Origin of the sequence: Proteus cibi (assembly GCF_003144405.1) — a bacterium.
Classification (GTDB): Bacteria; Pseudomonadota; Gammaproteobacteria; order Enterobacterales; family Enterobacteriaceae; genus Proteus; species Proteus cibi.
On record NZ_PENW01000018.1, the window covers coordinates 244,596 to 260,487 of the forward strand.

Annotated in this window: 14 protein-coding genes; 7 read left to right on the forward strand and 7 right to left on the reverse strand. The window is 39.3% G+C overall.

What is annotated here, in order from left to right:
- Positions 1-32: 32 nt before the first annotated feature.
- From DK865_RS11105 to agaR, 6 genes are read right to left on the reverse strand one after another with little or no spacing between them, the layout of a single operon-like run.
- Positions 33-923, reverse strand: a complete 891-nt coding sequence (locus DK865_RS11105; RefSeq protein ID WP_023581442.1) for a PTS system mannose/fructose/sorbose family transporter subunit IID — start codon at positions 921-923, stop codon at positions 33-35.
- Positions 913-1,680: a PTS N-acetylgalactosamine transporter subunit IIC gene (gene agaW, locus DK865_RS11110; protein WP_023581441.1), complete on the reverse strand. Its 768-nt coding sequence runs from the start codon at positions 1,678-1,680 to the stop codon at positions 913-915. Before agaW ends, DK865_RS11105 begins: the two co-directional genes overlap by 11 nt.
- 47 nt (positions 1,681-1,727) lie before the next feature.
- Entirely contained in the window at positions 1,728-2,222 is a 495-nt protein-coding gene (agaV, locus tag DK865_RS11115; protein ID WP_023581440.1) for a PTS N-acetylgalactosamine transporter subunit IIB, read from the reverse strand.
- A gap of 24 nt (positions 2,223-2,246) precedes the next feature.
- Positions 2,247-3,437, reverse strand: a complete 1,191-nt coding sequence (locus tag DK865_RS11120; protein WP_023581439.1) for an SIS domain-containing protein — start codon at positions 3,435-3,437, stop codon at positions 2,247-2,249.
- 12 nt (positions 3,438-3,449) lie between these two features.
- Positions 3,450-4,730, reverse strand: a complete 1,281-nt coding sequence (kbaZ, locus tag DK865_RS11125; protein ID WP_109391937.1) for a tagatose-bisphosphate aldolase subunit KbaZ — start codon at positions 4,728-4,730, stop codon at positions 3,450-3,452.
- A 53-nt stretch (positions 4,731-4,783) separates the two neighbouring features.
- Positions 4,784-5,563: a transcriptional repressor AgaR gene (gene agaR / locus DK865_RS11130; RefSeq protein WP_036912386.1), complete on the reverse strand. Its 780-nt coding sequence runs from the start codon at positions 5,561-5,563 to the stop codon at positions 4,784-4,786.
- 535 nt (positions 5,564-6,098) lie between these two features.
- Between agaR and DK865_RS11135 the strand changes: the two genes are divergently transcribed.
- From DK865_RS11135 to DK865_RS11165, 7 genes are all read left to right on the forward strand, one after another.
- A complete protein-coding gene (locus DK865_RS11135) occupies positions 6,099-7,334 on the forward strand; it encodes an anaerobic sulfatase maturase (protein WP_109391938.1) in 1,236 nt (411 codons plus the stop codon).
- A gap of 39 nt (positions 7,335-7,373) precedes the next feature.
- On the forward strand, positions 7,374-8,984 hold the full coding sequence (locus DK865_RS11140) for a sulfatase family protein (RefSeq protein WP_109391939.1): 1,611 nt from the start codon (positions 7,374-7,376) through the stop codon (positions 8,982-8,984).
- Positions 8,985-9,038: 54 nt separating this feature from the next.
- The gene (locus DK865_RS11145) at positions 9,039-10,514 is read left to right on the forward strand and encodes a DUF2264 domain-containing protein (protein WP_109391940.1); all 1,476 of its coding nucleotides are present in this window, start codon (positions 9,039-9,041) and stop codon (positions 10,512-10,514) included.
- 114 nt (positions 10,515-10,628) lie between these two features.
- Positions 10,629-11,483, forward strand: a complete 855-nt coding sequence (locus DK865_RS11150) for a tagatose bisphosphate family class II aldolase (protein WP_109391941.1) — start codon at positions 10,629-10,631, stop codon at positions 11,481-11,483.
- Positions 11,480-12,451 (forward strand): sugar kinase, encoded by a 972-nt coding sequence (locus DK865_RS11155; RefSeq protein ID WP_109391942.1) that lies wholly within the window; start codon positions 11,480-11,482, stop codon positions 12,449-12,451. Before DK865_RS11150 ends, DK865_RS11155 begins: the two co-directional genes overlap by 4 nt.
- Positions 12,432-13,073, forward strand: a complete 642-nt coding sequence (locus DK865_RS11160; RefSeq protein ID WP_109391943.1) for a bifunctional 4-hydroxy-2-oxoglutarate aldolase/2-dehydro-3-deoxy-phosphogluconate aldolase — start codon at positions 12,432-12,434, stop codon at positions 13,071-13,073. The genes DK865_RS11155 and DK865_RS11160 overlap by 20 nt, the downstream gene beginning before the upstream one ends.
- A gap of 5 nt (positions 13,074-13,078) precedes the next feature.
- Complete coding sequence (locus DK865_RS11165; protein WP_023581433.1) at positions 13,079-13,660, forward strand: DJ-1/PfpI family protein; 582 nt, start codon at positions 13,079-13,081, stop codon at positions 13,658-13,660.
- A gap of 86 nt (positions 13,661-13,746) precedes the next feature.
- Here DK865_RS11165 and DK865_RS11170 read toward each other — a convergent pair whose 3' ends face one another.
- Positions 13,747-15,453, reverse strand: a complete 1,707-nt coding sequence (locus DK865_RS11170; protein WP_023583764.1) for a phospholipase D-like domain-containing protein — start codon at positions 15,451-15,453, stop codon at positions 13,747-13,749.
- Positions 15,454-15,892 lie beyond the last annotated feature (439 nt).

The window sequence follows — 15,892 nt, forward strand, 5'->3', positions numbered from 1 at the left end:
CTGACAATAACGACGGTGAAAAAGGCTCTCTGTTATAAGAATCCTAATACGTGACCGACAACGCCAAAGGCTAAGGTGGAGAAAATCAATACCGGCGGTTTACCCCAAAAACCGGTGCTTTTCACCATTTTGTACATCAGGAAAACTAAGCACAGAGGCAGTAAATTCGGCATGATTTTGTCAAAGAGCGCGGTTTGCAATTCAACCACCTTCCCTCCCAACTCTAGCGAGGCGGTGGTTTGCACCTTGATAAAGGTCGCACTGAGTGCACCGATAACAAAAATACCCATGATATTGGCAGCTTTAGCCAGTTTTTCAGTGGCATCACTCATATTGACCATTGCCGCCGTACCTGCGCGATAGCCCATGAACATCAGCCCGAAATACACTAAAAAGTGCACAATTTGGTATAAAAAGAAGAAAACAAAAGGCCCAGCAATTGACCCTTCCATTGCAATGGAAGCACCTAATGCTAATGTCAGTGGCATTAAGGTCATATGATCGATAGCATCACCTATGCCCCCAGTCGGTCCCATGCCTGCTACTTTCATCACGTTAACAGTGGAAGGCTTTTCTTTGTTTTCTTCCATTGCAACAGCGGTTCCTAAGAGGAAGGTAAACAGCTTTGGACTTGCATTAAAAAATTGCAGATGGTTCTTTAATGATGTTGCATAGTCACGTTTATTATTTCCGTGGATTTTTTTCAATGCTGGAATAATTGAGAACGCAAACCCGCCACCTTGCATACGTTCAAAGTTGAAGTTACCTTCCATAAACAAGCCACGGAACGCACACTTCCAGAGATCGCCTTTCGTGATCACTTTTCTGACAGTGGTATCTTGATACTCGTCAATGCCATCAATCAAAGAACCCGTTTCTGGTTTATCCTGCGTTTTCAATGCGGTGCTGTTATCAGATACCATCTTCGAAATCCTCATTCTGCTGACTTGAATTTTTGTTATTACCACTAAAGAAGAAGTAAAGTGCTGCGGCTGACGCGCCTAAAATAGCGACCGCCATAATTGGAAGTTTGAGATAAGTCGTCATCACGAAGCCAATAAAGAACACACCCGCCACTTCTTTTGACCACATAATTTTTAGCAACATGGCGAAACCAATTGCAGGAACCATTTTCGCACCAATACCTAAACCTTCTAGCAAGACTTTGGGGGTATTTTCATCAATCCACTGAGCGGCATGTTCACCGAAATAAACCGTAACAAAAGCAACCAAAGCATAGAGTAATGAACGTACCGTTATCGTGATGATCAGGAGTCGTGAAACACCTGCTGCATCGGCTCTCTCTGCGTATCTATCTGCTTTCCCCATGGTGAAAGCGGTCACAGCAAAGAAACCAATGACGAGCATTTGCATTAACACAGCAATAGGCATCCCAATTCCCATTGCAACTTCTGGTGATTGGTTTGTCATTACCGCAAAAGCAACCGCCGCGATCGTTCCTAATGTCACATCAGGTGGCTGAGCGCCAGCATTAGGAACAAGTCCTAACCATGCAAGTTCTAATGTTGCACCGGCAATCAATCCAACCTGCATATCCCCCATAATCAGCCCCACAACAGGTCCTGTGATTAATGGTCTGTGAATATTTAATGCAACGTCATACTTATCTATACCGCAAAAGAAGGCCCATAAAGCCACTAAAGAAGCTTCAAAAATCATAAATAATCCTCAAACCTGCTAATGCAGGTTTTTTGTTCAGGAATTTATCAGGCTGATGCGAGTGCTAACACATCAACAGGCGTCTGATCGGGGGTGTTTTGAATTGTGCAAGTTACACCATTTGCGACAAGGCTTTTAAACGCCTCAATGTCGGCATCATTGACTGATACGGTTTTTGCAATTTGGCGTTTCCCTTCATGAAAATGCATATTGCCAACATTACAGTGAGTAATGGGCACGCCACCTTCCACTAAACGGGCAACATCTTTCGGGTTATTACACAAAACAAAAATTTTCTGACGAGGAGATGCTTTACTAATAACATCAATCGTTTTTTGAATAGAGAAGAAGCGCACAGCGTATTCGCCACCTGCTGATGCTTTCATTCCTGCTTGCATAAATGCCGCATTAGGGCCTTCTGCTGCATCATCATTAGCCACTAAAATCAGGTTTGCTTCTGTATGTTTGCCCCATGTAATGCGGATTTGACCATGGAGTAAACGTTCATCAATGCGGGTCCAGACAATATTTGGTGTGTTCATGATTAGCTCTCTTATTATATTTTATTAATTTAAAGCAGACTGTGTGTCGTCTTTTTTATGTGAGAACGGATAAATTGTGACGCCTTGTACAACGCGGTTGATTTCTCCTGTCGGAGACGGGTTATCAGGCGTATTCCCTAGTGCAATGGAACTGTGAAATGCGAATGATTGCGCCAACATCAAGTAAGGGAACAATAGCGCCACATCAGAACAGTTCTCTAACGCTGGAATATAAACAAAACTCTCAGGTGAGAAAGCGTTATCATTTCGTGCGGTGATCGCGATCACCTTACCTGATGCATTATCGTGAATAACCTCTCGTAATAAGTCAGTCTCATATTGACGTGTATAAGGATCATTAGAGAAAAACATCACCACTAAAGTTTCTTTATTTACGATAGACTTAGGTCCGTGTCGAAAACCTAATGGAGTGTCAAAACTCGCAACCACTTTCCCTGCGGTAAGCTCTAACATTTTCAATGCAGCTTCTTGTGCTAAACCTTGCAATCCACCACTTCCTAGATAAATAACCCGTTTAAACTTACCGGCATATTTATCCCTAATAATTTGATTCGCCTTATTAAACTGTGTCTTATAGTGACTAAAGAAAGGGGCGATAGCGTCACTAAAAACGTTATCACCTAAGAAGATAGTCACCGCAGCCATCATCATGGATGAAAAGCTAGAGGTCATTGCTAAAGAACGGTCGTTTGATTCTTCTGGCATCAACAATGCCAATGCACTGCTATTATTTTGGCAATACTCATAAAGCTTGCCATTGGCATTACATGTCAGCACTAAGTGATAACACTGTGATAGACACTCCGTTGCCACATCTAACGCCGCCACACTTTCTGGGCTATTACCTGAGCGAGCAAAAGAAATTAATAACGTAGGGATGTCTTCCGCTAAATACTCTTGTGGATCAGCCACCAAATCTGTTGTTGCAATCGCATCTACTCGACGTTTTGTATGACCACTTAAAATAGGGGCTAATGCTTTTCCAGCAAACGCTGATGTGCCAGCACCAGTTAAAATAATTCGCGCATGAGGTACTGCGAGCGCTTTATTTAAAAAAGATGCAATATCAGCACGTTTCTCTTTCACTGACTGCCATGTTTTCTTCCAACATTCTGGTTGTTGCTCAATCTCTTTCGCAGTCCAAAATGCATTCAGTTGCTCCAATTGAGCGATCTGATAACTTAAATATTCCATGGTTTCCCTCAATTAATGGACATAGCACGCATCGGCATAAACCGATAACACATCACGAATTTTCGCAATAACAAAAGATCTAGGCGATCCGTCAATCACGCCTTCTCTAAATTGGGTAAATTGATAAGGCAGATATTGGCTCAATAACGGTAATGGAATAGGTTTAACGGATAAGTTATCCATGAGTATGTCGATGGCGGCATTAATTTCAGCATCGGGCCAATAATAACGAATGCGATCACTAAAGCTATATACTCGGGCAAAGGCTTGTTGATGCTCATCACCATGATAGTATTTTTGCCAAAATCCTGGCTCACGGCACATCAGTTGCTCCATTTTTTCACGTAATCTAGAGCACTGTTCTAGAGGGAATAATGTTTCTTCAATGGAGCAAAGTGCGTATAAACCTTCACGCATTGCAAAGGTTAGTGCGGGTCCTACTTTTAAAATGGCAAAGTGATCATGAACGAGCTGTTTATAAGCTTCTTTAGTTTGATAATCCGTAGAGTGAGCTTCGAAAACAAGATGAGAATAATCATTGACCACTTGGCTTAATGCTTGTGCTTCTTCTTGTTGATAATCAATGATACCCGTATGATCAAATTCAACGCCGGGTTGAACCACCAAACCAATAACGCGTTCCCAGCAATCACCAACACCGACATCTTGAAACGCTTGTCGATGACACTCTAATGTTTTACGGGCCGCATCCGGTGAAGTCACTTCAACAGTATCAAGTTCTTCGGCTGCGCCACCAGGAACGGGCACTTCTGTACCAACAACATAAACAATATCACTTGTACCAAATGCCTTTTTTGCCGTATTTTCTGCAATGACAGCGAGACGAGCGGCACGAGATGCGACAATTTCATCCGTTAAAGGTATGGGATCATCAGCACAAGACATACTGCAATCAAGATGGATTTTCTTAAAACCCGCGGCAACATAATGTGCAATCAACACATCTGCATTTGCCATTGCTTCTTCAGCGTTAAGGTGTTGCCAACGATTAGGCCCTAAATGGTCACCACCAAGAATAAGCTTCTCAATAGGAAAACCGACATTTTCCGCCTGTTCAATAACATATTGGTAAAAGTCAGCGGGTGTCATTCCCGTATAACCACCAAACTGATCAACCTGATTAGAGGTGGCTTCAATTAGCAGAAAGGAATCATTATCCAGCGCTTGTAATAGAGCTGCTTCTATTACTAAAGGATGGGCAGAACAAACAGAATAAATCCCATTCTGTTTGCCTGATTTGTGTTGCTGAACAATCTTTTCTAAAGGATGCATTAAATACTAACTCCATAATCAACACCGGCGGTGTTGCTAATGGAGTTAGCAAATTACGATGCCTTATCGTCAACGATAATCACTTCGATTTTGTGATCTTTTAGTTCCTGAATATATTCTTCAGGAATACCTGAATCGGTCACTAGTATATCAATATCACCAAATTCTCTGATCATATGACAGCTGCGTTTACTGAATTTCGTAGAATCTGCAACCGCAATAATCGTTTCTGAGATATCACACATTAAACGGTTAAGACTGGCTTCCTGTTCATTGTGTGTGGTGATACCAACACGTAAATCGAATCCGTCAACGCCTAGAAACACCTTATCAAAACGGTAATTTCTAAGACTATTTTCAGCTTGTGAGCCTGAAAAAGACAACGCACTTTTTCGCAATACACCACCGGTCATTAATACTTCTACACCTGAGGTATTTGCTAACTCCATTGCGACATCCAGACCGTTAGTCATGACCACTACATTTTCACGCGACTTTAAATGCGTCGCGATTTCGCGAGTAGTTGTCCCCGAGTCAAGAATGACGGTGTCTCCATCCTTTATCAGCGTTGCGGCAGCTTTCCCGATCAAGGTTTTTATGCCCGCGTTTTGCCCACGTTTTTCGTGGATACTCAATTCGGCAATAAATCCTGTATTAGGAATTGCTGCCCCATGAGAGCGGACGATATAACCATTTTTCTCAAGAAAACTTAGATCGCTGCGGATAGTGACACTTGAGACTTTAAATAATTCAGCGAGATCTTCGACTCTGGCTTTACCTTGTTGGTTTACCATATCGAGGATTTCCATACGCCTCTCAACTGCCGCTTTCACTTTCGTCTCCTTACGAAACCAAAAGACTTTCTTTCGATTGGTTTCGAATGTAGTTTACTACGCCAATTTTTACCGACAATGCAAAAAAACAAAACTTTTGATCTCTTTCACAAAGTTTCGAATCACTATCGATTGCTTACGATTATTTTCGTGTAGCTTCAATAATAGCCTTGAGGCCACCAGTTTCCAATAAATAAAATGATATAACGCAACGCTATACTTATGATTACACCATATATAGCTAGATAAAACACAATGATATAGATTTAATTTCGCCGTATTTCACAAAATACAGATTAAAACTTCACTACATTCATTTATTTTCGAAAAACAAATCAAAATAAATAGCTCAAATAGTCAATAAAATATGAAATAGTATCAAATCGAAAATATTTTTATCGAAAATAACCGTATTAAACTTTCATAAAAACCTTTCATTTACTTTCGATATTTCGTATTTGTGATTTTAATCTCTTTTGTTTTGATAAATTTTACGTAATGTAACAGGATAAAAAAGAAACTCAGGAAATGACTAATGGCATTAAATCAACCTGCTTATTTTCATATGATGGCAAAACCTACAAGCTACCACTGTAATATTAAGTGTGAATACTGCTTTTATCTGGAAAAAGAAAATATTTTTCAAGATGAGACAAAAGCAACTGGTCATACAGTGATGCCAGATGGTGTACTTCGTCGTTATATTAAAGACTATATTCAGTCACACAGTGGAGATCAGGTTGATTTTTCTTGGCAAGGTGGTGAACCAACGCTTGCAGGATTAGCCTTCTTTGAGCAAGTCGTCAAATACCAAAAACAATTTGCTAACGGCAAGACAATTACAAATAGTGTTCAAACCAATGCAATCGCTATTAATCGCCAATGGGCACAATTTTTTGCTGATAACCATTTTCTGTTAGGCGTTTCAATTGATGGTATTGAAGCCGTTCACGATAAATACCGTATTTCAATTAATGGTAGCCCGACGTTTGAACGAGTAAAGCGTGCAATTCAGCTACTCAATGAATATGGCGTTGAATTTAACACACTCACTGTCATTAACGATCAAAATTGGAATAAAGGAAAAGAGACTTATCAAGCCTTAAAAGGGTTAGGTTCAACCTTCTTTCAATTTATTCCTATTGTCGAAGTTGATAGACGCTTTCCTCATACTCATGGAGGACATTATGCTCCGGGTCCCAATGCACAATTAGCTCCATTTTCTGTCCCTGCAGAAGGCTACGGGCAATTTATGACCGAAGTATTTGATGAATGGATACGACAAGGCGATATCGGGAAAATATATATTCGATTATTTGATAGTTTATTAGGTACATGGATGGGATATCCTGCATCAACCTGTATTCAATCTAAAACCTGTGGTCAGGCATTGATCATTGAAGCCAATGGTGATGTTTATTCTTGCGATCACTATGTCTATCCCGCCAATAATTTAGGCAATATTCATCAAAATAGCCTCGCTCATTTAGCGACTTCAAAACAGCAACGGCGTTTTGGTCAAAATAAATATGATAAACAAACCGATCTTTGCAAACAGTGTGAAGTGCAAAGCTTATGTTATGGCGGCTGTCCTAAACATCGCATTATTGCGATTGAAGGCGAAAAACATCGTCATAACTACCTGTGTCGCTCTTATAAAAAAATATTTCATCATACAGCGATAGGTATGCAACTAATGCAACAAGCTATTTCACAAGGCGGTCTCGCGAGTGATGCGCTTCCTGCGATGAAAAAAAACTATCTAAAGTAACCCTTTTTTATTTTATCTTATTTATTCTGGAGACAATCCGTGATCTTACCTTCTGTTAAAAAAAGCTTACTCGCTGGGCTGATTGCTACGTCATGTTTAAATATTCCAATATCTGCCAATGCAGGTGGTACACCTGAAAAGCCGAATATTTTACTGATAGTGATGGATGATTTAGGCACAGGACAACTTGATTTTGTACTGGATACCTTAGATGTTGATGCATTAGCGCAAAGAGCGACACCGCCACGTTATGAAGGTGATATCAACAAAATGGTAGAAGCCGCTCGCATTGCCATGCCTAATGTCAGCGATATGGCGGCAAATGGCGCAAAAATGACTAATGCATTTGTTGCACACCCTGTTTGTGGTCCTTCACGAGCAGGGATCTTTACTGGGCGCTCCCCCGCCAGTTTTGGCACTTACAGTAATGACGATGCGATTTTAGGTATTCCTCAAGATATCAAACTATTGCCTTCACTTTTCCAAGAAAATGGCTATGCCACCGCGAGTATCGGTAAATGGCATAATGCAAAAGTGATCCGCAAACCGAAAATTAATGAAAATAAGCAAACTCGCGATTATCACGACAACATGATCTCAACGCCAGAAGCAGGTTATGCCCCCCATGAACGTGGCTTCGATTATGATTTTAGTTATTATGCATCAGGCGTGGCTTTATGGAATTCGCCTGCATTTTGGCGTAATGGTGTCAATGTTCCTGCCCCAGGCTATACCACTCATCTTTTAACAGATGAAACATTAAAATTTATCGATCAACATAAAGATAAACCCTTCTTTATTAATCTCTCTTATAGCGTTCCTCATATTCCATTAGAACAAGCCTCACCAGCTAAATACATGGAGAAATTTGATACAGGTAATGTTGAAGCAGATAAATACTTTGCGGCATTAAATGCAGCAGATGAAGGTATTGGTCAAATTATTGCAAAACTAAAAGCAAACGGTGAGCTAGAAAATACCCTGATCTTTTTCTTATCCGATAATGGTGCAGTTAATGAATCCCCCATGCCAATGAATGCAATGGATAGAGGCTTTAAAGGACAAATGTTTAATGGTGGCGTTAGAGTACCTTTTATTGCTTATCAACCCGGTACTATTCCAGCAGGCACAAAAAGTGATGAGATGATCTCCGCACTCGATATTTTACCCTCAGCACTACAAACAGCCGGTATTGCGATCCCTGACAATCTTAACGTTGAAGGGAAAAACATCATGCCTTTGCTTAAAGGCGAAACCACACAATCCCCTCACAACTATCTTTATTGGGCAGGTCCCGGCACTAAACATTACAGTGAAGAAAACCAAGAGTTTTGGCACGGATATTACCAATGGATAACCTATCAGCGTAAAACACCGCCTACAAATCCTAATTTAGAAAAACTCTCTAAAGGTGCTTGGGCTGTACGTGACGGTGAATGGGCGCTCTATTTTTATGATGACGGGAAAAATCAGCCTCAACTTTTTAACGATAAAAAAGATCCGGCGGAATCAATCGATCTTGCTAAACAGAATCCGCAAAAAGTAGCAGAGCTAAAAAATGCGTATTACCAGTGGATCAAAGATAAGCCCAAGCCCGTTGTTTGGGGACAAGATCACTATCAAATACTTGTGGATTCTGCAAAACCTTAATATTCAACTTCCGTTTTGTTTCGCAAGGATGCGTCTTTTTTCTGAGATACGAAAATGGCTATTGAAATTGCATCTTCAGCACGTCCCAAACTCCCTTATGAGCACCCGAACGTAGAAATCTACCAACGCTTATTTAAGGAAAATATCATTCGACGATTAGTCAGAAAATCGGCTTATCGTCGCTATGATAAAACGATCACCGACTTTTTTAATGATGAAAACCAGTCACTTTTCTCTTTATGTGAAATGCTGACACAGTATGTCACACAGGCTTTTCATCATTACCAAATCTGGGGTTACTCTCATGCTTATTATCCCGGAAGCCCTGGACAACAAACGGCAAGAACGGATGCTCTTGAAGGGGTTAGCCGAGTACTTCCTCTACTTGCCGCATGGGTAGTTAGCAGCAAAAAAAGTACGTTGATGGGATTAAATCATCAAGCTTTCAACTTACCTTTAATCATCAAACAAAGCTTCATTCATGGCACAGATCCACTTCATAAAGGATATTGGGGAAAGCTTGAAGATTACGATCAACGAATTTGTGAAGCATCTGATTTAGCGCTCACTCTTTGGATCAGCCGTGAATGGGTGTGGGATACATTAACACCTGCCATACAACAACAGATTATTACTTGGTTCGAACAAGTTAATCACTGCGAAATTGTGGATAATAATTGGCATTTCTTCCCTCTTACCGTCCAATTTGTCATTAAAGCACTCACAGGAAAAGACACTATTGCCCATTGGCGCTATGAGCGATTAAAAGCATTTTATGTTGGTGATGGATGGTTTCGTGATGGGGCAAAAGGTAACTATGATTACTACAATGCCTGGGGTTTTTACTATTCATTATATTGGTTAGCGCAGATTGATCCTCAATTTGATACAACATTTATTACTCAATCACTTAATACCTTTAATCAACATTACCTTTATTTTATGACACCAAAAGGTATTCCTTTCTTTGGTCGAAGTGCCTGCTATCGCCTTGCGGTTTCTGCGCCATTATTAGCAGGTGTCGATTTACATTGTTCTTCAGTAAAAGTGGGCGAGGCAAAACGCGCGTTTGAAAGTAGTTTGCGTTATTTTATTTCTCAAGGCGCATTAAAAAATGGTGCCCCCACTCAAGGCTTATTTACTCACGATCCTCGTTTGGTTGATAACTACAGTGGACCTGCCAGTAGTTTTTGGTCATTGCGTGCCGTAATTATTGCGCTTTATTGTGCTGATCGTATCAACTTATGGCAAACACCTTCACTTCCTTTACCGATTGAAAAAGATAACTTTCGTTTCGAAATTCCTGCGATTCAAGCGTTGGTGACTGGCGTGAAAGCCACACAAGAGGTAAACGTCATTTTTTGTGAAGATTATACAACGCAGCAAACACCATTAACTCGCCGTTTAGAAAAACAGACCTTAGCACAAAAAATCGCTGAAACCGTGATAGGACAGTCAAGACGACCGAAAAATAATTTATTACGCAAAGGGATCACCAGTTATAGCTCTAAAATGGCACATTTTTTCTAGTCACCTTTCATTTGCTTTCAGTACAAAGGAAATAAAAATGTGATTTAGATCTTTTACCTTTCCATTTCTTTCGTTTATTATAATTCGTAATTAAACGAAAGATGAGAGGCAAACATGTATCTGGTTTCTACTCGTAATATGCTCAATAAAGCACAGCGTGAAAATTATGCTGTGCCTGCTTTTAATATTCATAACTTGGAAACCATTCAAGTTGTGATGGAAACAGCCGCTGAGATGGCATCACCGGTGATCTTAGCGGGTACACCGAGCACGTTTGCTTATGCCGGTAGTGATTATTTAATCTCTATTTGCCAGCAGGCTGCAGAACAATATCGTATCCCTGTTGCGCTACATTTAGATCACCATGAAGACATTCCTGATATTTGTCATAAAGTCATTTCAGGTGTGCGATCCGCCATGATCGATGCCTCTCATTTTCATTTTGAAGAAAATATTCGCATCGTCAAAGAAGTGGTTAATTTCTGCCATCATTGGGATTGTACGGTAGAGGCTGAGTTGGGTCGCCTTGGTGGGCAAGAAGATGATCTTATCGTTGATACAAAAGATGCCCTATTTACCGATCCTGATTCAGCGGTACAATTTATCAAAGCAACGGGGATTGACTCATTAGCTGTTGCAATCGGGACAGCACATGGTATGTACAAACATGAACCTCATCTGGATTTTGATCGCTTAGAGATTATTCGTCAAAAAACAGATATTCCTTTAGTTCTTCATGGCGCATCGGGTATTCCTGATGCAGATGTACGTCATTGCATTGATTTAGGAATTTGCAAAGTTAACGTTGCAACTGAGCTAAAAATAGCTTTCTCTAACGCAATCAAGCAGTACTTCTTGGACAACCCTGATGCCAGTGATCCTCGTCATTACCTTGTCCCGGGCAAAGCTGCAATGAAAGCGGTGGTTGCTGATAAAATTCGTGTCTGTAAAAGTGATGGGAAACTGTGAAGACAAATAAAACTGTCGCCGTTATTGGCGAATGTATGATAGAGCTGAGTGGTCAGCCATTTTTACCACAACAACAGCGTTTTGGTGGTGATACGTTAAATACAGCACTCTATTTATCACGACTCATCCCTTCATTACATCCTCATTATATAACTGGTTTAGGCACTGATACTTACAGTGCTTTAATGCAAAAAGCATGGGAAAACGAAGGGATCAACTGCCAATCTATCATTACTATTCCCGAAAAGCTCCCTGGTCTATATGCCATTGAAATTGATGCTTGCGGTGAGCGTAGTTTCCACTATTGGCGTAATGATGCTGCCGCACGTTATATTGCGACTGATCGGCGTTTTGCCACACATCTCAACGCACTACCTGATAATAGTGTGATTTATCTTAGTGGTATTTCTCTTGCCATTTTAACGCCAGAAGGTAAAGAGGCACTACTCGCGCAATTAACCCATCTTAAACAACGAGGGCTCACCTTAATTGTCGATTCAAATTATCGACCACGTTTATGGGATTCAATACCTCATGCACAAGAGTGGTTTGAGAAACTCTATAGCATTAGCGATATCGCTTTAGTCACTGGTGATGATGAACAAATACTTTGGCAACAACCCGCGTTGACAGAACAAGACATAGCACACTGCCTTCATCAATGGGGTAATCAGAACGTCATAGTCAAATTGGGTGCTCATGGAGCTTACTGGTCTGATGGCAAAAATACAGGCTATGTTTCTCCCACCCCTATCGATTCTGTTATTGATACCACCGCCGCAGGTGACTCTTTTAATGCTGCATTTATTGCTGCTTGGCTACAAAATCACAGCTTACCTACGTGCTGTTTTTGGGGAAACACCTTAGCTGGACTCGTTATTCAACACCAGGGTGCCATCATTCCTCATGAAATTACTGATCCATTCTACACACTCATCAAGGATAACCATGACACAGTCAATTGTTGATACTCTTTCATCACTGAAAGTGATCCCCGTGATCCAAATTAATCGCGCTGAAGATGCAATCTGGCTGGGTGAAATTCTAACCCAAAATCAATTACCTGTTGCCGAAATTACCTTTCGTACACCAGCAGCAGCCAAAGCCATAAAACGCATGCATGAACACTTCCCAGAGCTAATATTATGCGCAGGAACAGTATTGACCGCACAACAAGCAGATATGGCAAAAGAAGCTGGAGCTCGCTTTGTTATTTCTCCGGGCTACAACCCAAGTACCGTTGATTACTGCCTTAATAACGGCATTGATATTGTGCCGGGTATTAACAATCCAAGCCAAATCGAGATCGCACTTGAAAAAGGCTTAACCTTACTTAAATTTTTCCCTGCAGAAGCCTCTGGCGGTGTAAAAATGCTAAAAGCATTAGCATCACCTTACGCCCAAGCCCAATTTATGCCTACCGGTGGCATTAGTTTAAATAACGTGAGTGATTATCTTGCTATTCCACAAGTTGTTGCTTGCGGAGGAAGCTGGATTGCCACAGCAGATACAATTGATAAACAAGATAAAGAAACCATTGTTAATCATATTCAAAGTATCCACTCATTACTAAAAACACATAAGGGATAAATAAAATGAAACAGGTTGCCGTTTTATTAGCTGATGGATTTGAAGAAGGTGAAGCTGTTGTTTTTATTGATATCATGCGCCGTCTTGATATTCATGTTGACGTGCTTTCTTGCATGGATAGTTTGGTATTAAATACTTATTTTGAAACTAAAATCAGTGCTGATTTTCTATTAGCTGAAAAGCTGACGCATAGCTATGACGCAATAATGATGCCGGGTGGACCTAAAGGTACCGATCGTTTATGCGCTAACGAGCAAGTTATTCAATTTATTAAACGCCATATTGCTGAAGATAAATATATTTGTGCACTGTGCTCTTCCGGAGCCAAAGTATTAGCAGCACATCATCTTCTTGACGGTCGTAATTACAGTACTGGCGATAAATTAGCAGATAAATACGATGATGGTCATTATCTTGATCAAGATGTTGTTGTTGATGGAAAGTTTATCAGTGCAAAAGGATTAGGTGTGAGTTTTGAATTTGCCTTTACGGTGGCGCGCCATTTATTAAGCGACAATACAGAAAAAGTAGACTGGCAAGCTAATCATATTTATTTCAAACACTGGCCATTAGATTACCTAAAATAGCTAAATTAATTATTATTAACGATATAAAGGGGATTAACTCCCCTTTATATTTTCATTTTAATTAACGATAAATCAATATATAGCCGTTATTTTTGTTTAAATGCATGAGGCTCAGAGTATTGCCATAATTTATCCCAATATTCTTTAATAAAGGTGCTAACGGCTTCTTTACCTTCAACAAGATAGTTAAATTCTGACAAATATCCTGGGTACATATTATCTGAACCCACAATATACAATTCATCATCAATAATAGTCACTTTAGCGTGGTTTCCCGGAGCTGGAGCGACTTTAGGATAAATACCACTCGCATTAACCAATGACCAGAACGGATGCCCAATATCACCTTTTTTCGGTGGATCTTCACTCAGCGGTGCTTCTTTTAGTGTGGCGGTATAAGATGATTCATCAGCATCTGGCCATTTATACGTTTTACCTTCCGTTTGTCGTGCTTTTGGTACTTTATCGGTAAAAAAGAATGGCGCTATTTTAATACGACGCAGTGCTGACTGACGGATTTTATCAGGATCAGGAATAACAGCATCTGTCTCAACATCATGTGTCAGATAATATTTAAATAATTCAAATGTTCTTTGCGCACCAGAGCCAAATGAATATTGGTCACCATTTGCACCAGCAGCGGCATCTAATGGTGAAACGACAATTTCAACTTCGAGTTCTGGATTTTTTAATAACGCTTCAATAATCCAATGACAAACAGGGTGATCTTTCCATTTTTTCTTCCATGCACTCACAACATCTTGTTGAGACATACGAATTTTTTTCTTAGCATTTTTTATAAGGTATTCCTTCATTTTCTCGGAACCTTTCTTATAATCAACTCGCATATCAGGTCCTTCCCAATATTTTCCTACTGAGAAAATACGGTCAGTTTTGAAAAAGCCTTCATCTGGTGATTGAGCTAAATTTTGTTCATTTTTCTTTTTTATTTCTCTTAATACACTGCTCTTTGTTAATGGATCGATAATTTTATAACTTGCTTTTTTAGCGACCCATTCATTTTTTTTACTATCAAAATATTCTTTCGTAATTAAATCTTTACCCACATCCCACATTTTATTTAAAAATAATTGGGAATGAAGTGCTGATTCGCCAATAACCTTAACGGAAACATCATGAACGGGCGGATAACTTTTAAAAAGATCCATATTTAAATTATGCCCCCCCACGAAAGCCTCACAACCATCAACAGCAATAATTTTTGTATGGTTCCATGTCATTCGGGTATCTAACTCAGAAATAAAATCTTCTGGCAGCACTTTTTTTTCTAAAGAGACTTTTAAGCCATCAATAATACGGTAAAAGCGACCAATCCAAATATCTGGAATACATTCCCAATATTTCCCACGTTCTTTAATCAATTCAATAAGATCTTTTTTCAATGCCAGATATTCAGGTGTTCCACTAAAATAGTATTTAACGCCGTTTAATAAAACAGTTGGTGTCTGTGCAAATAAAAACCGAATTTGTGTACGTTCTTTACGCCCTTTCTTTTCAGAAAAAGATTTATCAATTGCAGCAAGAATAATTTTTCGCCACTCTTCATCAGGGGCATTAAGAGAAGAAATATCGCAGCGATACAGCATTTTATCTAAGATAGATGTAATGGCTTGTTCAAATTCAGCCTCACGCTCTATCGCTTTTGGCATAATTTCTTTACCAAATGGCATTCCCCATACATGGGGCGTATCAAAAATCTTCACATAGTTATTTTCAGATGTTTCATTGAAGAAACCTTTTAATTCTGTTTTTAATCCATCAATAAGTTTCATAATATTCCTTTATTTTACAAACAGGGTGTCAATATTATTTAAATAAATATTTAAATAATTATCGATTCAATTAATATAGATAGAATGTTTTCATTCCTATAAAAACATTACTTACCAGATACATGATAATTTGACATCACTCTAATTATTTTAATTTAACATTTACAACCTCCTTTTTCTTAAAAAGAATAAACTATAATTTTATATTTTAGGTATCATCAATAATAAAACCATTCTTATTTATAATAGTAACCTAACACTAAATAACCGTTATTATTAAACTACAAAACTAGTTATATCGACATTTATTAGTCTATAAATGAATCCTTATAAATTATCATTTATTAATTTAGTCTTTTTTAGATAAAATATTTAACAGGTATAACTGTATTAAATAACAGGTTTATCTGTTTGTCAAATACAGTTTTATCTGTATTCT